At 61.6% G+C, this 25,771-nt stretch carries 19 protein-coding genes; 16 read left to right on the top strand and 3 right to left on the bottom strand.

The features are described 5' to 3' along the window. The first annotated feature begins 189 nt into the window (after nt 1-189). Nucleotides 190-4,599 carry a PAS domain S-box protein gene (locus GEI7407_RS19770; protein WP_015173645.1) on the top strand — a complete coding sequence of 1,470 codons (4,410 nt, stop codon included), beginning with the start codon at nt 190-192 and terminating at the stop codon, nt 4,597-4,599. On the opposite strand, the gene pheS is transcribed toward GEI7407_RS19770, so the two are convergent. Then, complete coding sequence (pheS, locus tag GEI7407_RS17990; RefSeq protein ID WP_015173644.1) at nt 4,596-5,591, bottom strand: phenylalanine--tRNA ligase subunit alpha; 996 nt, start codon at nt 5,589-5,591, stop codon at nt 4,596-4,598. The two genes, GEI7407_RS19770 and pheS, sit on opposite strands and share 4 nt — an antisense overlap. Nucleotides 5,592-5,828: 237 nt before the next feature. Here pheS and surE point away from each other — a divergent pair, with 237 nt between their 5' ends. From surE to GEI7407_RS17965, 5 genes are all read left to right on the top strand, one after another. Further along, nucleotides 5,829-6,674 (top strand): 5'/3'-nucleotidase SurE, encoded by an 846-nt coding sequence (gene surE / locus GEI7407_RS17985; RefSeq protein ID WP_015173643.1) that lies wholly within the window; start codon nt 5,829-5,831, stop codon nt 6,672-6,674. A gap of 255 nt (nt 6,675-6,929) precedes the next feature. Then, complete coding sequence (locus tag GEI7407_RS17980) at nt 6,930-7,838, top strand: MBL fold metallo-hydrolase (RefSeq protein WP_015173642.1); 909 nt, start codon at nt 6,930-6,932, stop codon at nt 7,836-7,838. Between the two features lie 110 nt (nt 7,839-7,948). Then, nucleotides 7,949-8,941, top strand: coding sequence for a bifunctional riboflavin kinase/FAD synthetase (locus GEI7407_RS17975; protein WP_041268521.1), 993 nt, complete (start codon nt 7,949-7,951; stop codon nt 8,939-8,941). 163 nt (nt 8,942-9,104) lie between these two features. Then, on the top strand, nt 9,105-10,013 hold the full coding sequence (locus GEI7407_RS17970) for a MoxR family ATPase (RefSeq protein WP_015173640.1): 909 nt from the start codon (nt 9,105-9,107) through the stop codon (nt 10,011-10,013). 373 nt (nt 10,014-10,386) lie between these two features. Continuing rightward, nucleotides 10,387-11,922, top strand: a complete 1,536-nt coding sequence (locus GEI7407_RS17965; RefSeq protein ID WP_015173639.1) for a family 10 glycosylhydrolase — start codon at nt 10,387-10,389, stop codon at nt 11,920-11,922. 202 nt (nt 11,923-12,124) lie between these two features. Here the strand turns inward: GEI7407_RS17965 and GEI7407_RS21485 are convergent, their stop codons facing one another. Further along, a complete protein-coding gene (locus tag GEI7407_RS21485; RefSeq protein ID WP_190274154.1) occupies nt 12,125-12,280 on the bottom strand; it encodes a hypothetical protein in 156 nt (51 codons plus the stop codon). A 67-nt stretch (nt 12,281-12,347) separates the two neighbouring features. Here GEI7407_RS21485 and GEI7407_RS17960 point away from each other — a divergent pair, with 67 nt between their 5' ends. Genes GEI7407_RS17960 through purU form a run of 5 tightly spaced genes read left to right on the top strand, consistent with a single transcriptional unit; the run spans nt 12,348 to nt 17,623 of the window. Beyond that, nucleotides 12,348-13,379 (top strand): ABC transporter ATP-binding protein, encoded by a 1,032-nt coding sequence (locus GEI7407_RS17960; protein WP_015173638.1) that lies wholly within the window; start codon nt 12,348-12,350, stop codon nt 13,377-13,379. Next, complete coding sequence (locus GEI7407_RS17955; protein ID WP_015173637.1) at nt 13,380-14,186, top strand: ABC transporter permease; 807 nt, start codon at nt 13,380-13,382, stop codon at nt 14,184-14,186. It begins immediately after the preceding gene. Nucleotides 14,187-14,202: 16 nt separating this feature from the next. Continuing rightward, entirely contained in the window at nt 14,203-16,005 is a 1,803-nt protein-coding gene (locus tag GEI7407_RS17950) for a Gldg family protein (protein WP_015173636.1), read from the top strand. A gap of 15 nt (nt 16,006-16,020) precedes the next feature. Next, a complete protein-coding gene (locus GEI7407_RS17945; protein WP_015173635.1) occupies nt 16,021-16,746 on the top strand; it encodes a DUF4340 domain-containing protein in 726 nt (241 codons plus the stop codon). A 22-nt stretch (nt 16,747-16,768) separates the two neighbouring features. After that, nucleotides 16,769-17,623: a formyltetrahydrofolate deformylase gene (gene purU / locus GEI7407_RS17940; protein WP_015173634.1), complete on the top strand. Its 855-nt coding sequence runs from the start codon at nt 16,769-16,771 to the stop codon at nt 17,621-17,623. On the opposite strand, the gene GEI7407_RS17935 is transcribed toward purU, so the two are convergent. Then, entirely contained in the window at nt 17,620-18,567 is a 948-nt protein-coding gene (locus tag GEI7407_RS17935) for a glycosyltransferase family 2 protein (protein ID WP_015173633.1), read from the bottom strand. The two genes, purU and GEI7407_RS17935, sit on opposite strands and share 4 nt — an antisense overlap. A gap of 141 nt (nt 18,568-18,708) precedes the next feature. Here GEI7407_RS17935 and GEI7407_RS17930 point away from each other — a divergent pair, with 141 nt between their 5' ends. The 5 genes from GEI7407_RS17930 to GEI7407_RS17910 all read left to right on the top strand — a co-directional run bounded on the left by GEI7407_RS17930 (nt 18,709) and on the right by GEI7407_RS17910 (nt 25,733). After that, entirely contained in the window at nt 18,709-19,926 is a 1,218-nt protein-coding gene (locus GEI7407_RS17930) for a glycosyltransferase family 4 protein (RefSeq protein ID WP_015173632.1), read from the top strand. An 18-nt stretch (nt 19,927-19,944) separates the two neighbouring features. Further along, nucleotides 19,945-22,218, top strand: coding sequence for a hypothetical protein (locus tag GEI7407_RS17925; protein ID WP_015173631.1), 2,274 nt, complete (start codon nt 19,945-19,947; stop codon nt 22,216-22,218). Between the two features lie 144 nt (nt 22,219-22,362). Beyond that, nucleotides 22,363-22,980, top strand: coding sequence for a thylakoid membrane photosystem I accumulation factor (locus GEI7407_RS17920; RefSeq protein WP_015173630.1), 618 nt, complete (start codon nt 22,363-22,365; stop codon nt 22,978-22,980). A gap of 113 nt (nt 22,981-23,093) precedes the next feature. After that, the gene (locus GEI7407_RS17915) at nt 23,094-23,594 is read left to right on the top strand and encodes a pentapeptide repeat-containing protein (protein WP_015173629.1); all 501 of its coding nucleotides are present in this window, start codon (nt 23,094-23,096) and stop codon (nt 23,592-23,594) included. A gap of 1,053 nt (nt 23,595-24,647) precedes the next feature. Further along, nucleotides 24,648-25,733: a prenyltransferase/squalene oxidase repeat-containing protein gene (locus tag GEI7407_RS17910; protein WP_223294451.1), complete on the top strand. Its 1,086-nt coding sequence runs from the start codon at nt 24,648-24,650 to the stop codon at nt 25,731-25,733. The last annotated feature ends 38 nt before the right edge of the window (nt 25,734-25,771 follow it).

Below are 25,771 nucleotides of genomic sequence, written 5' to 3'. Positions count from 1 at the left end.
TCGCACCAAAATGACATCTGGCATACCATCCGCTGGCCGGTGTTCGTTATTATGGGCAAGGTGGCAGTTTTTACGGAGAGGGCCGCCCGATTTTCTAGCCAATTTCCTCAGAAATATCCATGCCAATCACGGGGTGCATCACTACCGTGAAAGTTAAGTTTTGTAAATAACTGGACTGAGTCCCACACTATGAGTCTGAGTGAGCAGGATGTGGGTTTCTCGTGGCTCGCTGAGGCGATCGCGCAGGGGGCGGAGAAGCTGCTAGAAGCGGTTTTCGATCACTGTGCAGACGGCATTTTTGTTGTAGAACCAGTCCTGGGCGATCGGTCGGATAGCCAACCTGCTTTTCGCTATGCCTTCACCAACGCTCGCTATGAGCAGCTTGTGGCGGGTGAAGCCAGGAGCGTTGGGCGCTTTTTTCGGGACTGCCCTTCGCCGCAATTTGCTGAGCGCACTCAGCATCACCTGGTAAATTGTATCAAAAAGCACCATTCTCTGGATTATCAGGTTTCCCTCAAGGGGGCTCCGGCGCCGGAGGTGTTGCGGGTGACCCTGATGCCCCTCAGCGAGGGCCGGCGGGAGGTGCGCTGGGTGGTGGGCGTCTGCCAAACGGTGCCCGATCGCTTGCAGCCGGTGGCGGCGACGGCCCGTCTGCTGCGGGACGTGACGCGGGCGATCGCCGACTCCCAGGATCTGCCCACAACGCTGCAAATTGTCCTGCGCCGCATCTGCGAGGTGACCGGCTGGAGCTACGGCGAGGCCTGGATTCCCAACGGGGCGCGGGTGGGCCTGGACTTTAGCTCGGCCTGGTATGCCCCCTCTAGCAGCCTCGATCGCTTTTATGAGCTGAGCCGATCGCTGCATTTTCCCTACGGCGCTGGGCTGCCTGGGCGGGTGTGGGCAACCCGGCAGCCTGTCTGGTACCACGACTTGGCCTCCCAGCCTGAACAGTCCTTTTTGCGAGAAGAAGCGGCCAAGGAAATTGGCCTCCAGGCGGCCCTGGGGATCCCGGTGGTGGCGGCAGACGGCAGCGATACGGTGCTGGCGGTGCTGACGTTTTTTATGTACCTGCCCCAGGAGGACGATCAGCAGTTCATCGAGCTGATTATGGCGATCGCCATGCAGCTTGGCCTGGTGATGCAGCAGAGGCATACCGAAGCCGCCCTGCGGGAAAGCCAGCGCCAGCTTGCCATTCTCATCGACTCGCTGCCGGGGATTGTTTTCGCCTGCACAAACGATCGCCACTGGTCGATGATTTATCTGAGCGAGGGCTGCTACACCTTGACCGGCTATCGCAGCGACGAGCTCGCTGGCCCTCGCCGCCAGCTCACCTACAACGACATCACCCATCCCGACGATCTGCCCGGAGTGCTCGACACCATCAACCAGGCGATCGCCCAGCACCAGCCCTACGTCACCGAGTACCGCATCCGCACCAAAGCCGGTGAAGAGCGCTGGCTCTGGGAAAAAGGCCACATCGTCTACAGCAGCGACAGCAGCGAACCGATGGGTCTTGAAGGCTTCATCACCGACATCACCGATCGCAAGCGCATGGAGGAAGCGCTCCAGCGCAGCGAAGAGTGGTTTCGCTTCATCTTCGAGGGCAGCGCGTTCGGCATTGCCTTTGCGGACCTCGACGGCTACATCGTCGACAGCAACCCCGCCTTCCAGCAAATGTTGCAGTACAGCAGCCAGGAGCTGCGCGGGATGCGCTTCATGGACTACACCCATCCCGACGATCTGGGCCTCGATCTCCAGTGCTGGCGGGAGATGCTGCGGGGAGATCGCAACCACTTTCAGCTCGAGAAGCGCTGCATCCGCAAGGATGGCCAGTGGCTCTGGAGTCGACTGACGGTATCGGCGATCCGCGACAAAACCGGGACTTTGCAGTACAGCGTGGGCCTGGTCGAAGACATCACCGAGCGGAAGGCCGCTGAAGAAGCCCTAGGCCAAAAGGAGCGGTTTTTGCGGCTGGTCCTCGACAACATTCCCCAGCACATTTTTTGGAAGGACACGCAGTCGGCCTATCTGGGCTGCAACCAAACCTGGGCGATCGCCGCTGGCCTAGAGCACCCCGACCAAGCCATCGGCAAAACCGACTTCGAGCTGCCCTGGACTGAGGGGGACGCCGAGGCCGAGCGCCAGCGAGACCAGGCGATCATTCGCACGGGCAAAGCCGACCTCAACCGCCTCGAGTACAAGCGCCTAGCCAACGGCGAGCAGGCCTGGCTCAGCGTCACCAAGCTCCCCATCCATGACGCCGAGGGCAACATCATTGGCCTCCTGGGAGCTTTTGAGAACATCACCCCCCTCAAGGAAGCCGAAGAAAAGTACCGCAGCATCTTCGAAAACGCCGTTGAGGGCATTTTTCAGACCACGGCAGAGGGCCGCTACATCACCGCCAACCCGATGCTGGCCCGCATCTACGGCTACAGCTCGCCCGAAGAGCTGATCAAAAGCCTCACCGACATCAAGCACCAGCTCTACGTCGATCCGGAGCGGCGGCGCACCTTTCGGCAGCTGATCGACCAAGAGGGGGCGGTGTGGGGCTTTGAGTCGCAGATCAGCCGCAAGGATGGCTCGGTGATCTGGATTTCGGAGTGCGCCCGCGCCCTCTACGACAGCGATGGCACCCTGGTCGGCTACGAGGGCACGGTCGAGGACATCAGCCAGCGCAAGCAGGCCGAGGCGGAGCTGCACCAGCGCGATCGCCTGTTGCAGGGCGTCGCCACCGCTACCCACCACCTGCTGGCCAATCCCGACTACGACACCGCCATCCAAGACGCCCTGGCCGCCCTGGGCCACGCCTCCGGCGTCGATCGCGTCTACATTTACGAAAATCATCCCCACTCGGAGACGGGTCAGCTCGCCATGAGCATGCGCTTTGAGTGGACCCGGGAAACGGTGCTGCCCACCATTCAAAATCAGCACTGGCAAAACCAGATCTACGAAGTTCCGGCGTTTTGGCGCTGGTACCAGCTGCTGTCCCAGGGGCGGGCGGTTAAGGGGGCAACCGAAGACTTCCCGCTCGCAGAGAGGCCCTTTCTGCAACAGGATCAGGTACTGGCAATTTTGATGGTGCCGATCCTGGTGGACGACGAATTTTGGGGCTACATCGGCTTTGATAACTGCACCAGCCCGCGCCAGTGGACCCAGGCCGAGGAGTCGATTTTGGTGACCATGGCGGCCAGCTTGGGCAGCGCCGTCAAGCGCCGTCGCACCGAGGAGATCATTCGTCACCAGGCCTGCCACGATCAGCTGACGGGCCTGCCCAACCGCAGCCTGTTCAACTACAAGCTGCCCGTCGCCCTCAGCCAGGCGGCCCACAGCGACAAGCTGGTGGCGGTGATGTTTCTCGACCTCGATCGCTTCAAGACGATCAATGACACCCTGGGCCACGCGGTGGGGGATGAGCTGCTCAAGCAGGTGACCCAGCGCCTGATTCGCTGTATCCGCAAGGGCGATCTGATTGCGCGCTGGGGCGGAGATGAGTTCACGCTGCTGCTGCCTGAGATCGACAGCGTGGAGGCAGTGATCAAGATTGCTCAGCGGATTTTGGAGGTGCTGGGGCCGGCGTTTATGCTGGAGGGCCACGAGCTGTACGCCACGAGCAGCATTGGGATTGCCCTGTATCCAGAAGATGGCAAAGATCCCCAAACGCTGCTGAAAAATGCCGATGCGGCGCTCTACCGGGTCAAGGACCAGGGACGCAATGGCTACCAGTTCTATACGCCATCGATCAACTACCAGGCGTCGGAGCGTCTGGCGCTGGAAAACAATTTGCACCACGCCCTAGATCGGCAGGAGTTTCTGCTCTACTACCAGCCCCAAGTGGATCTCCAGACGGGGGAGGTGCGCCAAATGGAGGCGCTGCTGCGCTGGCAGCACCCTGAGTATGGCCTGGTGCCGCCCCAGCGATTTATTTGTTTGGCGGAGGAGACGGGCCTGATCTTGCCGATCGGGGAATGGACGCTCTATGAGGCGTGCCGCCAGGCGCGCCAGTGGCAGCGAACGGCTTACCCGGGGGTGCGAGTGGCGGTGAATCTGTCGGGACGGCAGTTTCAGCAGCCGGGGCTGGTGGATTTGGTGGCGAGGGCGCTGGCGGAGACGGGGCTGTCGCCGGAATGGCTGGAGCTGGAGATCGCCGAGACGACGGCGATGCAGAACGTGGAGTTTACGGAGGAGGTGCTCCGAGAGCTCCAGGAGATGGGGGTTCGGCTGTCGATGGATGATTTTGGCACGGGGTATTCTTCCCTGGCGTACCTGAAGAAGTTCCCGTTCCACACGCTGAAGATCGATCGCACGTTTACGGAGGATGTGACGACGGATCCGAGCGACGCGGCGATTATTACGGCGATGCTGGCCCTGGGGCGATCGCTCAATTTGGAGGTGGTGGCGGAGGGGGTCGAGACGGAGGCGCAGCTCGAGCAGCTGCGATCGCTCCATTGCCGGCATATGCAGGGATATCTCTTTAGCCCCCCCTTGCCCGCCGAGGACGCGCTGGCGTTTCTCCAGAGCTATGGGGAACGGGCGATTTTCCGGGCGATCGCCGCCCAGTCCCCGGCGATCGCGGCCCTAGTTCCCGAGCGATCGCCCTAGAACTGGCGCAAGAAGCGCAGATCGCTGGAGTAAAGCCGACGAATGTCGTCCATTTGGTGCAGCACCATGGCAAAGCGCTCCACCCCAAAGCCCGCCGCAAAGCCTGTGTAGATCTCGGGGTCATAGCCCACGGCCTTGAGCACGTTGGGATCTACCATGCCGCAGCCCAGGACCTCCAGCCAGCGGCCATTCCACTGCACGTCCACCTCGGCGGACGGCTCTGTGAATGGGAAGTAGCTGGCCCGGAAGCGAATGGGCACATCGCCAAACAGCGCCTCTAGGAAGACGCGCACCGTTCCCTTGAGATCGTTGAAGGTCAGGCCTTCATCTACGGCCAGCAGCTCGATCTGGTGGAACACGGCGGAGTGGGTCGCATCCACCGTGTCGCGACGATAGACCCGGCCCGGGGAAATCACGCGGATCGGCGGCTCGTTTTCCTCCATGTAGTGAATCTGCACCGAGGAGGTGTGGGTGCGCAGCAGGTTGCCGTCGGAGAGGTACAGCGTGTCCTGCATGTCCCGCGCTGGGTGATCAGCGGGCATGTTCAGCGCTTCGAAGTTGTAGTAGTCCGTCTCCATTTCGGGGCCTTGAGCCACCGTGTAGCCCATGCCGACCAGGATGTCCAGCGCCCGATCGATCATGCCGTTGAGAGGGTGAATGCGCCCCTGGGGCCGATAGCTGCCGGGCATGGTGACGTCCAAGGTCTCCGCGTCGAGCTGAGCCTGGATGGCGGCGGCTTCTAGGTTTTCGTGCTGCCGATCGAGCAGTGCTTGGAGCGCCGTCTTGACTTCGTTGGCCAAGGCCCCGATGCGGGGACGCTCTGCCGGATCGAGCTTGCCCATACCACCCAGCACGCTGGAGAGCTGACCTTTCTTGCCAAAGTACTTGACCCGGAGCTGTTCGAGCTGGTCAAGGGTTTCGGCAGCGGCGATCGCCTGCTCAGCGTCCTGTTGGAGCGTCGCGAGTTGAGCGTCTAGGTCGAGGGTCGTCATGCTAGTTGTTTAGGGTGGGTAAAGCCGTCAGTGGATGGCTAGGCTGCCCAAATCACATCGGCAGCTTGCCTTTATTTCAGTGTAGAGGGCGGAGGGGTCTTGCGGCCGCCTTCGCCCCAGGATTATCAGCGGCGATCGCAGGGTCTCTGGCCCTTCAGGCTCTGCCCCATTTGCCCCCATTCAGAAGATTCGGGTACAACTGGCTGTAGCACCGCTGTCCCCCAAGGTTCGCGTTTCATGAAAATTCTGGTTAGCAACGACGATGGCATCTTCGCCCTTGGCATTCGCACTCTTGCCAATACCCTAGCCGCTGCTGGCCACGACGTGAAGGTCGTCTGTCCCGATCGCGAGCGATCGGCCACGGGCCACGGCCTGACCCTCCACAAGCCCATTCGGGCCGAGGCCGTGACGGGCCTCTTCCATCCCAGCGTCCAGGCGTGGGCCTGCTCCGGCACCCCCGCCGACTGCGTGAAGCTGGCGATCTGGGCGCTCCTGGACGAAATGCCAGATTTTGTTGTGTCCGGCATTAACCACGGCTCCAACCTAGGAACCGATGTCTTGTATTCCGGAACAGTCTCCGCAGCCATGGAAGGCATTATTGAGGGAATTCCGGCGATCGCCCTTAGCCTTGCCAGCTACACCGCCCAAGAGTTCCAGCCCGCTGCGGACTTTGCCGTGCAGCTGATCCACCAGCTCATCCAGGCTCCCCTCAGCGACGGTTGCCTCCTAAATGTCAACGTGCCCGCCGTCCCCGCCAGCGCGATCGCCGGTGTAGCGATCGCCCATCAAGGGGTGCGTCGCTATATCGACGTCTTCGAAAAGCGCGTTGACCCCCGGGGCAAAACCTACTACTGGCTCTCCGGCGAAGCGATCGAAGACCTCGAAAGCCAGCCCCCCGAAATCACCGCCCAAACGCCCCTCGACGTCCATGCCATTCGCCAGAACTACATCACAGTGACGCCGCTACAATATAACTTGACAGACGTATCCCGCTTGGCCACCCTCCAGTCCCTCCAGCAACTCTCGTGGCACCCTCCCGCCAGCCCCGCTCCTAGCAAAACCGAACAAGCAACTCCTGGCTAACCTTTCTGATTGCGATCGATTAAAGACATTCAAAAGAAATTTTGTTTAAACCGGGGTAAAGGGCACCCGAGTTGTGTGATAGCGTATCTGCCAACCTGCAAATCCAGCCTTCGTCCGCCGACCAGTCACGGGTGTATTTACGGGGTATTTAGAAAGAGTGTTGCAGCCCACAACACCAGTAGTCTGGGTTAGGCTAGTGGGCAACTGAGTTGCCAACGCTTGAGACTTCAGTAACGTCCTTCGTACGGAACACCCATGTCTAGCACGCACGACCAGTTCACAGTTCATTTTTGGGGCGTTCGAGGCAGCATTGCTTCACCTGGCGCAGAAACCGTTCGCTACGGCGGCAACACCTCCTGCGTTGAGATGCGGGTGGGCAGCAAGCGCCTGATCTTTGACGGGGGAACCGGTCTGCGAATGCTGGGGAACGCGTTGATGTCTCAGCTGCCCGCCGAAGCCTATCTCTTCTTTACTCACTCCCACTGGGACCACATCCAGGGCTTTCCCTTCTTTGTGCCGGCCTTTGTGCGGGGCAACCGCTTCCATATCCACGGCTCCATCGCCCCCAATGGCTCCACCATCGAGCAGCGCCTCAATGACCAGATGCTGCACCCCAACTTCCCGGTCCCGCTCCAGGTGATGGGCGCAGACCTGAAGTTTTACGATCTCGAGATCGGGGAAACGATCCAGATCGACGATATTTCGGTGGAGACGGCCCTGCTCAACCACCCCGGTGAAGCGGTGGGCTATCGCGTCAACTGGCGTCAGTATGCGGCGGCCTACATTACGGATACAGAGCATTTTCCCGATCGCCTCGACGAAAACGTCATGCGTCTGGCCCGGAATGCAGACGTGATGATCTACGACGCGACTTACACGGACGAGGAATATCATTCCAAGACCTCCAGCAAGGTGGGCTGGGGCCACTCGACCTGGCAAGAGGCGATCAAGGTGGCGAAGGCGGCCAACGTGAAGCGGCTGGTGATTTTCCACCATGACCCGATGCACAACGATGATTTTCTGGATCGGGTGGGTGAGCAAGCGGCCCAGAGCTTCGCGAACTGCATCATGGCGCGCGAGGGGCTGTCGGTGCAGCTGGTGGCGCCGAGTAATGATGAGTCGTCGGAGCCAGCGAGCGACGCGGCTTCGAAGGTTTCGGTTTAGCGCAGCCAATTCAGATCAACAGAGGCCAATCGAGGCGATCGCGCCCCCGCCTCCTCGCAAGATTGGCCCTAGGCAGCGGGGAAGGGGCGGATTGTGGCAAAATGTGAGGCGTGTGGATTACTTCTTCTCCGGCCACGGCTCTAACTCCAACTGCCATTGCCCTTGGTAACTTCGATGGCGTCCATCGAGGGCATCGGCGAGTCATTGAGCCTGTGCTGGTGCCTGTGACGGAGTCCCAGCGATCGCTGTTGGCCCAAAAGGGGCGATCGCCCCTGGCAACAGGCTCCGAGCTTCCCCAGATTTATACAACGGTGGTGACCTTTTGGCCCCACCCCCGCGAGTTCTTTAGCGGCCAGCCGCGTGCCCTGCTTACCCCCATTGCCGAAAAGGCTCAGCAGCTCAAGGTGATGGGCGTGGATCAGCTGGTGCGGCTGCCCTTTGATCGAGAACTGGCGAGCCTCACGCCCCAGGATTTTGTTGACGTGATTTTGGTGCGGCAGCTCGGGGCCACCCGCGTCAGCGTGGGCCAAGACTTTCGCTTTGGCCATGGCCGCACGGGGACAGCGGAGCACTTGCGGGCGATCGCCGCTCACCACGGTATCGAAGTCATCATCGTCCCCCTAGAAACCTGCGCCGAAGAGCGCATCAGCAGCTCCGGCATTCGCGAGGCCCTGCAAAGCGGAGACATCGCCCGCGCCAATCGCCTCCTCGGCCATCCCTACACCCTGCTCGGGGACGTGGTCGCCGGAGCCCAGCTCGGACGCAAGCTCGGCTTTCCCACCGCCAATCTGCGCCTGCCATCCGACAAGTTCTTGCCGCGCCAGGGCGTCTACAGCGCCTGGGCTTACCTGGCCCACGATCCAGCCCCCCTGCCCGCCGTCATGAACCTGGGCAACCGGCCCACCGTGGACGGCCTCAACCAGACCGTCGAGGTCCACCTCCTGGACTGGAGCGGCGATCTCTACGGCCAAACCCTCACGGTCTGTCTGGAATCCTTCCTGCGGCCCGAGCAGAAATTTGACTCCCTCGAGAGCCTCACGGCCCAAATTCATCTGGACTGCGAGCAGGCCAAGGCAAGCTTGAGCGCAAAGGTTCAAGCTTAAAGTAACTTTTGCTGACGGTGCTCCCGACGCTCCCGGCGATCGCCTGACCGCGCTGCACCCCTGGCGTCGGTTCGGGGCAAACCTGGGCAGATTTTCGCCCCTGCCACCCCGGAAACGGTGGCATGATGGAGCAGAGTCACCGTGAACCAACATCGCCATATCCATGAGAGAGCGCATCAACCGGCTAACTGAGAACCTCAGCCGCACCATCGTGGGCAAAAGCGATGCCATTCGCTTAGTTTTGGTTGCCCTGTTCTCCGGCGGCCATGCCCTGCTAGAGGATGTGCCGGGGGTGGGAAAGACGCTGCTTGCCAAGTCCCTCGCGCGCTCCATTGACGGGAAGTTTCAGCGGATTCAGTGCACGCCCGACCTGCTGCCCACGGACATCACCGGCACCAACATCTGGAACCAGAGCACCGGCGAATTTGAATTTCTGGCCGGGCCGGTGTTTTCCAATGTGCTGCTGGCAGACGAGATTAACCGCGCCACCCCCCGGACGCAGTCGGCGCTGCTGGAGGTGATGGAAGAGCAGCAGGTGACGGTGGACGGGGTGTCGCGCCGCGTGCCTCGGCCTTTCTTTGTGATCGCCACCCAAAACCCGGTGGAATATCAGGGGACTTTTCCGCTGCCGGAGGCCCAGATGGATCGCTTCGCCCTGGCTCTGTCCCTGGGCTATCCCACGGAGGCCGAGGAGTTGCAAATGCTACAGCGCTGGCAAAGCAATCTGAGCCTGGACGACTTGCAGCCTTGCCTGTCCATTGATGACATTCAGGAGCTGTGCCACCTCTGTAGCCAGGTGAAGCTAGAGACTTCCCTCCAGCAGTACATCCTGAATCTGGTGCGGGCGACGCGGGAAGATGAGGACGTGATTTTGGGGGTGAGTCCGCGGGGGGCGATCGCCCTTCAGCGCGCGAGCCAAGCCCTGGCCTTTTTGGACAGTCGCGACTACGTGATCCCGGATGATGTGAAGTTTTTAGCGCCCTTTGTGCTGTCGCACCGGATGATTTCGGTGGGCGGACGCAAGGCCAAAGCGACGATCGCTCGCCTGCTGGACACGGTCCCGGTTTCCTGAAGGTTTTGTGACACGGTCCCTGGTTGGCGACCAGATTCAGGGTGAATCGGCGCAAAAATTGCTGTACTCTGCAACCAGATTGCCTTTCTCGAGACAAAATTTTGTCCGGAATGAGACGGGGCGGCTTGGGGAAGTAGGGGAGACGAAATCAGGAACTTCTGAGGAATGTTCGGTTTCTAAGAGGGGAATGGCGCGGGCGATCGCTCGATGGCTCCCTGGCGCGACCTCAACTGTCGATGGCGAGTTCCTTTGGAGCGAAGCCGATCGGCGGCTCAGAGGCGCGATCGCCCCGAGCCCAGACCCCTGGTTGTGAAATAGAACAATAAACTTTGGTTTTCCTGAAACTTCGGTTGTGAGGAGCTTGGAGCACAGCATGAACATTGCGCGGTTTCTAACCCGATGGCGGGGCCAGCGCGCCCGGCGTGGACTGTCGGCGATCGCCCTCACCGCTAGCCTCTTTAGCGGGCAAACAGCCTGGGTCGCGCCCGCCCAGGCCCAGCAAGCGCAGACCGGAGCCTACTGCCAGCTCCTCAACGACTCAATCCTCGAAAAGCAGCGCCTGCTGCAGTCCTCCCTGCAAGGCAGCGAAGAGGCCAAAACCCAGTACCAAAACCTGCTCAAGCAGCACGCCGAAGTCATTCGCCAGTGCCGCACCCGCACCTGGCCCCAAAACCAGGCCATCTGGCTACGCCTCTATCCCTGCGACGCCCAGCCCGGTGTCCTGGAAGCCGTCCTCGATGACATCGTGAACCGGGGCTACAACCAGGTCTATGTCGAAGTGTTTGCCAACGGCCAAGTGCTGCTGCCCTCCAGCAGCAACTCGACGGCCTGGCCGTCCCTGCTCCGCACTCCTGGCTACGAGAACGTCGACCTGCTGGCCCAGTCCATCGCCAAGGGCCGCGAGCGCGGCCTCAAGGTCTACGCCTGGATGTTCTCGCTGAACTTTGGCTACACCTACGCCACCCGGAGCGATCGCCAGCAGGTCCTCGCCGTGAACGGACGCGGCGAAACCACCGTCACCCTCAACAACCACGAGCCCGACCCCGTCACCGGCACCGCCGACGGCTCCTTCGTCGACCCCTACCATCCCCAGGCCCGCTACGACTACTACCAGCTGCTCCAGGCCATCCTGCAGCGCAAGCCAGACGGCGTCCTCTTCGACTACATTCGCTATCCCAGGGGCACCGGGGCCGCCTCCGTCGCTGGCAAAATCCAAGACCTCTGGGTCTACGGCGACGCCGCCCAGCAAGCCCTCTATGAGCGCGCCATCAACAACAAAGGCCGTGCCCTGATTCAGACCTTCTTGCAAAAGGGCTTCGTCTCGGCGGGAGACATCGCCGCCGTCAACAAAGCCTATCCCCAAGAAGGCGAGCCTCTGTGGCAGGGTCGCACTCCCACCAATGTCAAAAATGTGACTGCGGCTCAGCTCCAGCCCATCCTTCAGCAGGAGCTGTGGTTGCTGAGTGTGGCCCACGCCTTCCAGGGCGTGGTGGACTTTTTGACCATGGCCGTCACGCCTGTGCAGCAGCAGGGCATACCCGCAGGCGCAGTCTTCTTCCCCGACGGCAACAAAATCATCGGCAAGCAGGGCTTTGACTCGCGCTTGCAGCCGTGGGACCGCTTCCCTGGCAACATCGAGTGGCACCCCATGTCCTACGCCACCTGCGGCAGCGTGGACTGCATCGTCGAGCAGGTGCAGCGGGTGCTGTCCCAGGCCCCGGCGGGCACCCAGGTCAAGCCCGTGATTGCCGGGAACTGGGGGGCCGCCGTGAGCAATCGGCCCTCCCTGGAGGCGCAGATGCAGGCGATTCAGCGCCTCGCCCCCCAGATCAAAACCGTGAGCCACTTTGCCTATTCCTGGCAGCAGCCCCAGTTTGACCGTCAGCGGAAGTTCTGCAAGTTCCAGTAGCGGCCCTGCTCTCAGCCGCCAAGCCTGCCCTAGGAAGCATTTTCTGGAAGCCCCCGATAGGGTAAGGTCTTGGGGCCTAGGGCTCTGGGCTTTGGCTGGGAGAATGGGCCGGTGTTCTTGCCGTTGTGGGCCAAAGTGTGGCATCTTCTGCTCACGATGCTTTGGTGCATGCTTGAGTGCAGCGGACAGGGTTCTATGGGCGCTATCCTTGGGGCGCTATCAAGATCTGGTGACGCTCCTGGCTGGGGTCTTGAGTGGGACTCAAGCCTCCTGGGTCTGGCCGCTGGGTCGGGCGGCAGGAGGGCTGGAGAGCGTTCCAGGGGGCGATCGCCTGGGCCGGATGTCGAGGTGTGGTCACCAGACCTGGGAGCACACAATTTTTCTGTGAGTAGAAACATTGTCGTTTCCCTTCATAAATAGGCGCAATGATTGAAGTCGAGCATTTAAGCAAGGTCTACGGTTCAACGCCGGCGATCGCCGATATTACCTTCGAGGTGCAGGCCGGGGAAATTTTGGGATTTCTCGGTCCTAACGGCGCTGGTAAAACGACGACGATGCGTATCTTGACGGGCTATTTGCCTGCTACGAGCGGAACGGCTCGGGTGGCGGGCTACGAGGTCCACGAGGACTCGATGGCGGTGCGCCAGCGCATTGGCTATTTGCCGGAGACGCCGCCGCTGTACCCGGACATGACGGTGGCGACGTTCCTCAACTTTGTGGCAAAGATCAAGGGCGTGTCGGCGGGCGATCGCCCGCGCCAGATCCAGCTGTCCCTGGAGCGCTGCGGCCTCATGGACAAGCGCGATACCCTGATTCACAAGCTGTCGAAGGGCTATCGGCAGCGGGTGGGAATTGCCCAGGCGATCGTCCACGATCCGCCGGTGATCGTGCTGGATGAGCCGACGGTGGGCCTAGACCCGCGCCAAATCATTGAGGTCCGCAACCTGATCAAGAGCCTGGCGGGGACCCACACGATTATTCTTTCGACTCACATTTTGCCTGAGGTCAGCATGACCTGCGATCGCGTGGCGATCATCAACCGGGGCCGCGTTGTCACGACCAATACCCCAGAGGCTCTGATGGCGCAGCTAGCGGGCGGCGCCAACTACGAACTGGAGGTCGAGGGCACCCTGGAAGCGGTGATCGCGCTGCTGAAGGCGGTGCCAGGGGTGCGCCTGGTGGAGCTGATTCCCCAGGAGGATGAGGCGCCGACGGCGCGTCGCCAGCGTCTGCGGGTTCTCTCAGAGCCGGGCTTTGATCCGGGCCGCGATCTGGCGGCGGTCTTGGTCGGCGCTGGGGTGGGCCTCTATGAAATGCACCGCTTGCGGGCTAGCCTGGAGGATGTTTTCTTGGAGCTGACGACCGCCGAGAAATCGGTGACTGATGCGGCGACGGAGACCGCTGAACCGGAGGGCGCGATCGCCCCTGAATCGTCCAATGAAGGAGAAGCAGCGTAGATGCGCGTCATTCTGAGCAATGTGCTAGCGATTTACCAAAAGGAACTGCGGGGCTATTTCGCTTCCCCCCTGGCCTACGTCGTGGCTGGCGTGTTTTGGCTGCTGTCGGGCCTCTTTTTTGTCGGGATTCTCGATAGTCTGCTGGAGCAGTCGGTACAGCTCGATCAGCAGCGTCAGCAGTTTGGGGCCGCGGCGGTGCCGCCCTTTGATGTGCCCTACATCCTGCTCCAAAATTTCTTGAGCATCATGGCGTCTCTCTCCATGGTGGTGCTGCCGATTTTGTCCATGGGCCTCTACTCGGAGGAGCGCAAGCGCGGCACTCTGGAGCTGCTGGCCACCTCGCCCCTGACCAACTGGGCGGTGGCTCTGGGCAAGCTGCTGGGGGTGCTGACGTTCTTTGTCACGCTGCTGGTCCCGGTGATGGTCTATGAGGCGATCGCCCTGAGCGCCACGGACCCTGCGGTTCCGATCACGATTTTGCTGATCAGCCACCTGGGCTTGGTCTTGCTGGCGGCGGGCATTTTGTCGCTGGGGATGTTTATTTCGTCTCTGACGGACAGCTCGATTATTGCGGCGGTTTTCACCTTTGCGCTGGTGCTGGTGCTGTGGGTGATCAACGAAGTGGGCAAAGGCGTGGGCGGCCCGGTGGGAGAGGCGATCGCCCATCTGTCGCTGCTCAAGCACTTCACCAACCTGGTCCAGGGCATTGTGGACACCAGCAGCCTGATTTTGTTTGGCAGCTATATTTTTCTGGGGCTGTTTCTGACAGCCCAATCCATTGAAGCGCTGCGCTTCCAACGGTCTTAGAGCAATCGATGTGACTATGAAAACCTTCCTGGCCAAGCAACGATATTGGCGATTTCTCGTGTGGTTCGGTCCGGGATTGGCGATCGCAGGGTTGACGGCGGGCGTAGTAGCAGGCGCCTGGGGTCCCATTCCCGTCGGCCTGATCGTGGCGGGCATCGTGATTTTGATCCTGTGGTTGGGCCTGAGCGGCGGCCTCTCTGGGGGCTTTTGGGGACGGCGATCGACCCAGGTCGGCACCAACGCCCTGGCCGCGACCCTGGCCATGATCACGATCCTCGGGCTGGTCAACTTCTTGGCCGCTCGCTACGTTTACCGGGTGGATCTGACCGAAAATCGCCTCTACACCCTGGCCCCCCAATCACGGCAAATCGTCCGCAATCTAGACCAGCCCGTCAAGGTGGTGATCTTTGATCAGGACGTCAATCCTCAGCTGCGGGAGGCCCTCGAAAACTACCGCCGCCAAAATCCGGCGGACTTTTCCTTTGAGTTTGTGGACCCCCAGGGACAGCCGGGCATCGCGCGGGAGTTTGGTCTGCGCGGCGTGGGAGAAATGTACCTGCAACGGGGCGATCGCCGCCAGCTGGTGCAAAACGTCCGCCAGGAGCCTTTCTCGGAAATCCGCCTGACTAGTGCCCTCGAGCAGATCGCCAGCGATCGCCAGGACACGGTCTACTTCCTTCAGGGCCATGGTGAGCCGCCCCTAGAGCAGTTTTCCCAGGGCGTGTCGTTCCTCAAAAGCAAAAACTTCACTGCGGCGCCCCTGAACCTGGCCGAGCGCCTCGCCTCGGGCGACAGCGACCCAGAAACGGTGCTCGAAGACGCCTCTGTGGTGATTATTGCCGGGTCTCAGCGCGCCTTTTTGCCCCCAGAGATTGAGGCCTTGCGGGCCTATCTCAATGGTGGCGGCAGCGTCCTGCTCCTGGCGGATCCCAACACCGATCCGGGCCTCACCGCCCTGCTTCAAGACTGGGGGGTCACCCTCGACCCGCGCACCGTGATCGACGGCTCGGGCGGCGGCGCGGCCATTGATCCCAGCGGTGGTCTCGTGGGCTACGGACCCACTGCGCCTCTGGTCACCCGCTACGGCGCCCACCCCATCACGCGCGACTTCGAGGGCGGCAACTCGTTTTATGTCCTCGCTCGCCCCATCGAGATCGCCGAGAAACCCGGCATTGAGGCGGTGCCCCTCTTGCTGACCGGGGACCAAAGCTGGGCCGAGAGCGACCTCAGCAACCGCCGCGTTAGCTTTGACCAAAACACCGATCTGCGGGGTCCCCTCACCCTGGGCGTGGCTCTGAGCAAGAGCCCCAGCGATGCGCAGGCCGAGGAAGCCGCAGCTTCGCCCTCCCCGAGTCCTTCCCCGAGTCCCTCGCCCAGTCCCTCGCCAGAGGCCTCCGAGAGCCCAGCGCCGGAGGCTAGCCCCAGCCCCTCGCCGGAGGCGTCGGAGAGCCCAGCGGCTGACGCGAGCCCGTCGCCCAGCGCGTCTCCTAGCCCGTCTCCCAGCCCCTCCCCGAGCCCATCGCCAGCGGCTGATCAGGCAGAGGCCCCCCGGGAGCCCCGCCTGGTCGTGATTGGCAACTCTCGCTTTGCCCTAGACGGCTTTTTTGACCAGCAGCTCAACGGCGACGTTTTCCTCAACTCGGTGGTCTGGCTGAGCGAGCGCGACAACCCCACGCTGTCGATCCGGCCCAAGGAAATGACCGATCGCCGGATTGTCCTTGTCCCGGCCCAGTCCCGAATGATTCGCTGGCTGGGATTGGTGATTTTGCCGCTGGCGGGATTTGCGATCGCGGCGGTGCTGTGGTGGCGACGTCGCTAGGGAACCCTAAAGGCCATGAAGTTTCAGCGCACAACGTTAATTTTGCTGCTGGTGGCGGTTGGACTGGGGGCGGGTGTTTACCTCTGGGAAAACCAGACGCCCCCGAGTTCACCGACGGCCAAAAATTCTGAAGAGGAGCCGCTGTTTCGCTTTAGCGAGGGTGACGTGCAGCGGCTAGAGGTTCGCCAGGATGAGGAAACCCTGGTGTTTGAGCGGCTGGCCAAAGCGGCGATCGTCTCGCCCACGCCCAGCCCCGCTGCCAGTCCACCGCCCAACTCCTACGAGACCACGGAGTGGCGCATGATTTCGCCCGAGGCCGGACTGGCGGATGACGCGGCGGTGGACTTTTTGGCCAATCTGCTGGCCACCAGTTCGCGCGATCGCACCCTGCGCATTGAGCCCGGAGACCTGGATGAATTCGGTCTGACGACGCCATCTGCTACGGTGGAAATCCAGCTCAAAAATCAAGAAACCCACCGCCTGGTTTTGGGAACCCAAAACTTTAACGGTGAGTTCCTCTATGCTCAGATCGATCCGCCCAAAGCCTCTGAGTCTGAGGTCGAGGTGGTCCTGATTCCCAAAAACTTTGAGAGTGCCGTGAACCGGGACCTGGCAGAATGGCAAGCGTCTCCTGATGCGTCTGCCCCCAGCCCCAGCCCGTCCCCGAGTCCGGCGGCCGCAGAGACGACCTCGCCGTCTCCCTCGAGTCCTCCCGACCCCGCTCCCCCCGAAACTCCTTAACCCTTCACCTGGCGTGTCTCCCATGACTGGTCCGACTGCGACGCTCCTGGTTTCCTGCCCTGATCAGCGGGGCCTGGTGGCCAAAATCGCGAATTTTATTTATTCCAACGGCGGCAATATTCTGCACGCTGACCACCATACCGATCTCGAGGCTGGCGTCTTTTTGACCCGCATTGAGTGGCAGCTGGAAGATTTTAATTTGCCGCGAGAGGTGATTTCGCCCGCGTTTCAGGCGATCGCCACGCCCCTGGGCGCTCACTGGCAGCTCCATTTTTCGGACACGGTGCCCCGCCTAGCCATCTGGGTGACGCGCCAGGATCACTGCCTGCTGGACCTGCTGTGGCGGCAGCGGGCGGGTGAGCTCAAGGCCGAGGTGCCCCTGATCATCAGCAACCACACCGACCTCCGGCCCGTTGCGGAGCAGTTTGGCATCGACTACCACCACATCCCCATCACCAAGGAGACCAAGGCCGAGCAGGAAGCGCGGGAACTGGCGCTGTTGCAGGAGTACAACATTGATCTGGTGGTGCTGGCCAAGTACATGCAGGTCCTGAGCTCGGACTTTGTGGCCAAGTTTTCCCAGGTGATCAATATTCACCACTCGTTCTTGCCGGCTTTTGCGGGGGCTAACCCCTACCACCGCGCCCACGAGCGCGGCGTGAAGATCATTGGGGCCACGGCGCACTACGTGACGGCGGACCTCGACGAAGGCCCGATCATCGAGCAGGACGTGGCCCGGGTGAGCCACCGCGACGCCGTGAGCGATCTGATTCGCAAGGGCAAGGACCTGGAGCGGGTGGTCTTGGCGCGGGCGGTGCGCCTCCACCTGCAAAACCGGGTGCTGGTCTACGGCAACCGGACGGTGGTCTTCGCCTAGGGACGCAGCCGCCGCAGCCACTCGAAGGCCGGACGGCGCAGGCCCTGGGGCAGATAAGACAGGGCAAGGCCAACCCGGGCTTTGGCAGGGGCAGCGCGGTGGCCTGCCTGGAGCAGCTCGCGGCCGGGGTGATTTTCGCCGGCTTCGATTAGGCGCAGGCCCAGCAAGAGCTGGCTTTCGGCGAGGCGCGATCGCCGGATTTGCTCCAGGGCTTCGGTTTCGAACTGGAAGTTGCGCAGGTACACAATTTTGTCGCGCAGGTAGGGAATGGCGCGGTGGAGGCCCTGCTGCTCTGGGTGGAAGCGGTACTCCATCAGGCGATCGCTCAGGTAGTAGCCTTGCTTGTGGGCGAGGGCCAGCCGCACGAGCAGGTCGTTGTCTTCGCAGTTTTGGATATTGGGCCGCATATAGCCCACCTCGAGCAGGGCCTGCCGCCGAAAGAGGGTGGCGCCGATCTGGAAGCTCTGGCGGACAAAGACGACCTCGAGCAGGTTGGCGACGGGGCCTTCGGGGAGCTCGGTGCGACCCCAGCGCTGGGAGTTTTGGTCGGTGGCTGCCGGGTCGCGCTGGCTGGCGGCGTCGATCACCCAGTGGTCGGTGCCAACGAAGTCGACGGTCGGGTGCGATCGCAAAATGGCGGTGGTGCGCTCCAAAAACTGCGGCGTCAGGCGATCGTCATCGTCAAACTTGATAAAAAATTCGCCCGTGGCTGCCTGAAACCCCGAAATCATGTTGTTGCTTTTGCCGATGTTCTGAGGATGGCGGAGGTAGCGAATCCGGGGATCTGTGTAGGTGGCCATGCGCTCTGGCGTGCCGTCGGTGGAGCCATCGTCACAGACGATGACCTCGAAGTCCTGATAGGTCTGGGCAAGCACGCTATCTAGGGCGATCGCCAAAAAGTCTTGGCGGTTGTAGGTGGGGATGCAAACGCTAACTGCTGGCACAGGGGCACCGCCTCTCAAACGCTGCGAATCTTTCCCTTAATAGCATGGCGCTTGGGGACATGGCGCTCTAGGATAGACACGGCGATTTCCCCAGGGCTGCGGGAAAGCCGGACCTTTTGTGGCCTCGCGATTTTTGGCTCTATGCGCATCTTGATGCTGTCAGCGACGTTTCCCTATCCGCCGACCCGCGGCGGTACCCAGGTGCGCACCTTCAACTTGCTGAAGTTTCTGCGCCAGCGCCACCGCATTACCCTCATGACCCAGCGATCGCCCGATGTCACCGACGCCGAAGTTGAGGAGCTGCGGGGGTGGGTGGATGAGCTGGCGATCTTTCCGCGGCCCGAGGCCCCCGGCGGCGGCCTCGGGGCCAAGGTGCAGCGCTGGGGCGAGTTTTTGGCGACGGGGACGCCCCCGAGCGTGAAGGCGCTGGCTTCGCCGGAGATTCAGGCGTGGGTGGACCGGGCGATCGCCTCGGGGGAGTACGGGGCGCTGACTTGTGAGCACTGCGTCAATGAGCTCTACGTGCGTCCGGAGTTTCGCCAGCGCCTGACCACGCTGGTGAACATTCACAGCTCGGTCTATGGCACCTGCCGCAATCAGTTGGCCACCGGAACCTCGGAGAATGTGTGGCGCGATCGCCTCAATCTGCCGCTGCTGAAACGCTACGAGCAGCGCTACAGCCAGAAATTTTCCCAGCTGGTGGTCACCACCCGCGACGACGCCCAGCAAATGCAGGTCTTTGCGCCCCAGACGCCCATCCACGTGATTCCCAACGGGGTGGACTTTGAGCAGTTTCCCTGGCGCAGCGCCGATCCGGGCGGTCACCGGGTGATTTTCGTCGGGGCCATGGACAATCTGCAAAACATCGACGCTGCGCGCTTTTTTGTCCTGGAGGTGCTGCCGCTGCTGCAACAGCGCTACCCGGCGGCCACGCTGCAAATTGTCGGTGCCCGGCCCACTCCCGAGGTGGTGGCCCTGGGCGATCGCCCGGGGGTGACGGTGACCGGACGGGTGCCTTCTATGGTGGAATATCTGCATCAAGCCACGGTGTGCGTGGTGCCCATGCGCACGGGGTTTGGCATCAAGAACAAGACGTTGGAGGCCATGGCGGCTGGCGTGCCGGTGGTGGCCAGCGATCGCGGCCTGGAGGGTCTAGCCGTCGACGGCGATGCTCCGCTGCGAGCCCTGCGCGCCAACCAAGTTTCGGAGTATCTAGAGGCCATTGGTCGCTTGTTTGACCAAGGCGACCTGCGGGCCGAGATGTCTCGCCACGCCCGCGCTTTGATCGAGACCGAGTACACCTGGGAAGAAGCAGGTCGCCGCTATGAGCAAGCCCTGCTGGCCCCGCCCCATCCTTGAGCCCCGCCCTGAGTTGCCATGAGTCGCCCTCTACCGCCTGCTCCGTCGCCCCCTGCCCGCTGGCAGTCTTGCCTCACCTGTAGCGTCCTGCTAGGCCTGCTGGTGGGAGCCGGAGGCCTGATGATTGGTGCGACATGGGTGGGCCTACAGCTCATGGTCAACCCCAATGCCCTCGCCTGGGTCAATCGCTACCTGCCGGAGTGGACCCAGATTCCCATCGAGGAGACGACGCCTCCCCAGAGCCTGAGCGAGATCCAGGCGGCGATCGCCCAAAGCGGCTACAGGGCCGGGGCGGCCATTCCCCTGGTGGAAGCGGGGGCCAGTCCCGACGGCCCGACGGATATGTTGATTCCGGTGCTCGAGCGCCTAGACCCCTGCGAGGCCAGCACCTGCGATCGCATTGTGGAGCTGCAGCACTACCAGCCCGCCCAGGGGCGATCGCCGGTGGCTCTGTTTCACCTGATTCAGCGGGTTTCCATCACCGGCATGGAGCAGTCGGCCATCGTGGCTCCCCTGGCGCGGGCGGGGCTGGACGTGGCGGGCTCCTCGCGATCGCTCCCCTTCAGCCAGCTAGAGCTCTTTCGCGGCGGCCCGACCCCCGGCGTGTGGCTGACCCTCTACGGCACCTGGTCCCAGGGCGACCAGAGCGTTCGCTACGGCCAGATTGTCCGCTTCAATCCGCGCCAGGGCTATCTCCGAGCCTTGGCCCCTTGGGTCAGCCCCACCAACGAGCTGCCCACCTGGCAAGAAATCACGGCGGGCGGCGCGCCGGAGCTGGTAATTAATCAAAGCGTGGGCCTGGAGCCAGCCTTCCAGGTGTACCAGGTGCAGCCCATTCCCTTTACGCCGGACCCGGTGGACTTGGTGGCCCTGACCCTTTCGCCGTCCGCGATCGCCGATCCCACCTTCGAAAATGCCCTGACCCTGGCCCGCAGCGGCCTGTGGAGCCCTGCCCAGGCCTCCCTCGATCGCCTGCGCAACAATCAAGCACTCTGGACCCCCGGCGCTGAGGCACAGTACGACCTGATCCGCCTGCACGCCGGGGTCACCCAGGCCCAAGCCAACCAGGCCTGGGCCAGCCCCAGCCAGCAAATCCTGGCCCAGCTGATCGACGGCCGCTGGGAAGCCGCCCTCAAAACCCTAGAAAGCACCCAGCCCCACCGCACCGAGATCGTCAGCCTGCTCAAGAGCGATCGCGGTCGTCTGGAAAATCGGCTCGACAGCGCCCTGCGGGTCTATCCCGGCAACACCAAGCTCCTGGTCTGGGGGACGCTCCTGCGGGGCAGCAAAACCAATGCAGCCGACGGCTTGGCCTGGCTCAACAAACAGCTCAAGGTCTCAGCCGACGCCCGCTCCCAGGCGGTGGCGATGCTGCGCCTGACCGACGCGGCGATCCTGGCCACCGAGCCCGGAGCGAGCCACTTTAGCCAAATCATTGGCAGTGCTGAGGCCCTACCGGGCATCACGCCCAGCGCCTGGCTGCGGCCCGACGGCGAAGCGCTCGAGCTGCCCGCGGGCCAGCGCTGGTACCAGATCGAGGTCACGCGCTTTCACGATGGCCGGGACTGGCAGCGATCGCCTTTTGCCAGTCTCGGCGCGCCCACCCAGCCCGCTGCCCGCCTCTGGAAGCGCCTCGGCCTCGACACCGATAACCAAATCCAGCTCTTGCAGTGGACGCCAGACGGCCAGCAGCAGAGTGTGATCACGGTGGTCAAGGCCCTGCGTACCACGGGCGATCGCCTGTGGCTCCTGGCCGCTGGGGAGCCCAGCCTGTCACAAGATAACGGGCGATCGCCCCGGGCCTTTGCCCTCAGCGCCACCGCCCTCCAGTGGCTTGCCCCCAGTGCCACCAGCTTGATCGGCTACGCGCAGCAGCAGCCCGAGGCCGCCACGCCCCTAGTCAGCAACCTCTGGCAAGTCCTGCGTCAGGCGGGCTACCTCACCGAGGTGCAGGCTCCCCGCCCGGAAGACTTGCCTTTGGCGATCCAGGAGCTGCCCATTCAGCAGATCGACCTGACCGCGGACGGCAAGCCCGAGCTGCTGGTCACCCTCTACGCCGACAGCCTCGCCCAGCTCCAGCCCGCCAAACCCCGGCCCAAGGGCGCATTCCAGAGTCTGCTGTTTGATGCCAGCGGCAAGCTGCTCTACAGCGAACTGGGCCAGCCCAGCCAAACCCTCTTGGCGATCGCCACCCTCTCCAGCGGCGAACCGGCCATCTTGCTCAGCGACGCCAACACCTACCGCCTCCAGCAGTGGTCTCCCCAGCGCCAAGCCTTCGAGAGCACTCCCTGAGCCAAAGGATTCCCGAGGGGGACGCAAGACGATAGAGTCGAAAGGCGGACTTCTGGCAGTGCCTTGGACCTGACCCAGGCTCCGAGCGGCGCTTCCTAAGCCCTGGCCCCGTCTGCACTAATGCGTTTGGCTCTCGGATTTAGCATGCGACTTTCTTGGCTCTCTTCCAATCCTGTTTTTCGCCCTTTGTGCCCCCAAGCTTGGCAGCAGAAGCTGTGTCGGGGACTGGCGATCGCCGTCTTGTGCCTAGGACTGCTACTGGGCCAGTCCAGCCCGGCCCACGCCAGCCTCAACGACGACAGCTTCGACGGCAACATTTTCGCGCTGTACGCCGGTAATGGCTCCCTGGTGCCCCCGCGCGTCACCCTCGCCGACTCCCTCAAGCGCCAGCGACCGGCCATTCTCTTCTTCTACCTGGATGACAGCCGCGACAGCAAACAGTATGCCTCTGTGGTGTCCCAGCTCCAGGCGTTCTATGGGCGGGCCGCAGACTTTTTGCCCCTCAGCATCGACACTCTGCCCCTCGAAGGCAGCCCCGATCTCAAAGATCCCGCCCACTACTACAAGGGATTTGTGCCCCAGACCGTCATCATCGACCAAAGCGGCAAGGTTGTGTTTGACCAGTCCGGCGTCTTGGCCTTGGAATCTGTGGACGATGTGCTGCGAAAAGTCTTTGATCTGCTGCCGCGATCGGAGTCCGTGGAGCTAAAGCGCCGTCCCCTGAACGAAATCAACATCGAAATCACCTCTGAGCCGCAATAGTCAATCTGGGATCGCCCTGTTGCCTCGGCTGCGGGAATCGGCCTTCGGGCCGGTTCTCAGGTTAAAAAATGTTAATTTTATGAAGTCCAGCGACTGAACGATTTCGATTCATCATGCGCGTACTTCAGCGTCTTCTGGGATTTGTAATTGCCCTTGTGATCACCGTTATGGCGCTGCCGCAGCCCGCTCAGGCCGCGAGTTCTGCCGCGATCCGCGCCTACGACGACGTAGAAGCCACGACCCGAGATTATGCAGGCCAGAGCTTGCTCCAGGCAGAGTTTAGCAATGCCAATCTGAAAAATGCGGACTTTAGCGGTGCGGATCTGCGGGGTGCGGTCTTCAACGGCTCGACCCTGGTCCACGCCAATCTGCGGGGTGTGGACTTTAGCGACGGGATTGCCTACATCAGCGACTTTTCGGACGCCAATCTGAGCGATGCGGTGCTGAGCTCGGCCATGCTGCTCAAGTCCCGATTCACCGGGGCCGACGTCACGGGGGCTGACTTTACCGATGCCGTGCTCGATCGGGCGCAAGTGCTGCAGCTTTGCAAAACCGCTAGCGGGGTGAACTCGATCACGGGCGCGGATACCCGAGAATCTCTGGGCTGTCCCTAGGGCGATCGCCTTGCGATTGGTCTCAACATCTTCATGTATTTTTCCCATTTGATCATAAAAAAGGCCAGGATCTCCTGGCCTTTTTTATGGCTGATTTCTCTTAGCGAGAAAGGGCGATTTCAGCGATTTTCAGCCAGGGTTGAAAACTGATTATTAGAGAATAAATCGCCGTTCTAGCAGGTAATCTTCGCGCAAATTCTGAAGCTGACTGTGAGGAAACGTTGAGAGCTCAGACTGGGAAAAATCTTCGCTCATCTGGGCAGGGCTAGGCGCGTATCGGACCCGAAAAAGGGGCCTCGGGCTGAAGAAAGCCCGCCAACTCAAGGGGCTAAACGACAAAATTGTCATGATCTTTGTCTCCGGGTAGAAGCACCAGCAGCAGGACGGGCATCGGCAGTGATGCAGCGGTTGGAAGAGCGCTGGCTAAACGTACTACAAAAATACTACAAGTCTGTCGACTGAATTCCGCAAAGCGGCGCTGAGACCCTCCCGCCGTGCTAAAAATCTTGCTGCGGAAGCTTTTGGAGCGTTTGCTCAGGCGATCGCCCTCTACTTTGAGGGTACTAGTTCCCGCGATTGCCGATCTCCGCAAACCTACGGAGCGATCGCGGTTTTAGCCTTTCAGGCAACACAAAAGCAAGCATTTTCACGCATTTTACGATTCATTTTTTAACCTGCTTTTAAGGTTTTCATTAACATAAATAAGTAGATATACTTTGTGCTCGGACCGCATTTATCAAGAAAATTTAAAGACAAGATAAAAGCTCTGTGAAGGCTCAGTCTTACTTACGTATTTATCCAGAGACTTCCCTTATCTTGATTTGTGAGGTTGCCTTCTTCACACTTTCTGTGATTACCATGCGGGTCAATTCCAGAGCTTCTCTTGGGTCCGAGGTCCATCATTTGAAAGCGCAAGTTCCTGTTATGGGGACTTCGATTGACCAAGAGTCTAGTCATTTTCAAAGTTCGAATTTTAATCAAATCAATCCCCTCGAAGTTGCTCGTTGTTTTACGCAATTGGCAACGCAAGATCTCTTTTCAAAAGCCCATCCTTTGCAATCGAATCAACAGCATTTCCAGGCAGCAGTGCAGTGGCTCAAACGTGCCCAAGATGCCACTCCTGATGATGGCGTGAGCTGGGGATATTCGCTCAAGGGGGGATGGCGATCGTCCTATCGTGAAACCTCGGGCTATATTGCCATCACGCTGTTTGACGTGGCGGCCCGCCTGGGCGATCGCGATGCCTATGAGCGGGCTGTGCGCATTGCGCGGTGGCTGTGCGATCGCCAAAATGACGACGGCTCGATCGCCAATCCAGCGTTTGGGACGTCGGGCATCGTGTTTGACACGGGCCAAGTGCTGGGGGGCCTTGTGCGGGCCTACCAGGAGACCCAGGACCCGGCAATCTTGCAGGCGGCGCTCAAGGCGGGAGACTGGCTGGCAGCGGTCGCCGATCGCGAAGGCCGCTGGACGCGCCATACCCACGGCGGGATCCCTCACGTGTACAACGCCCGCGTCGCCTGGTTCTTGGCTCAGCTCAATGCGATCGCCCCCAGCCCAGAGCGCGATCGCGTGGCCCGCGCCAATCTAGACTGGGCCGTTGCCTGTCAGCGCCCCAATGGCTGGTTTGAGCAGTGCGCCTTTACGGCGGGGGCTGCGCCTTTCACCCACACCATTGCCTACGTGATTCGCGGCTTGCTGGAGGCGGGCTTGCTGCTGCAAGAATCTCGCTATCTAGAGAGCGCGACGCGAGGCGCTGAGGCTCTGCTGCCGCACCTGCGCAGCGATGGCTTTATGCCTGCCCAGATCGACGTGGACGGCTCGCCCGTCAACACGTACTGCTGTTTGACCGGCAACTGCCAGATCGCCATTATTTGGCTGAAGCTGTTCCAGCAAACGGGCCAAGCCCACTACCGAGCGGCGGCTGAGCAGGCCCTGCGGTATGTGATGGCGCACCAAGATCTGACGACGCCCAATGCCAATATTCACGGGGCGATCAAAGGCTCTCAGCCGATTTGGGGCAAGTATGCGCCCTTTGGCTATCCCAACTGGGCAACCAAGTTTTTCATTGATGGGCTGCTGCTCTGGGCGGCCTGCGATCCGGAGGCTTTCCGGGTGGCAGACGAGGTCCTGGTTTAGAAAGGCCTTGGGGATCGCTCAGCGGCGCTGGGCGATCG

This window comes from Geitlerinema sp. PCC 7407, assembly GCF_000317045.1.
Lineage (GTDB): Bacteria > Cyanobacteriota > Cyanobacteriia > PCC-7407 > PCC-7407 > PCC-7407.
Note: the sequence above shows the minus strand (reverse complement) of the source record. Positions and strands in the feature narration are given on the sequence as shown.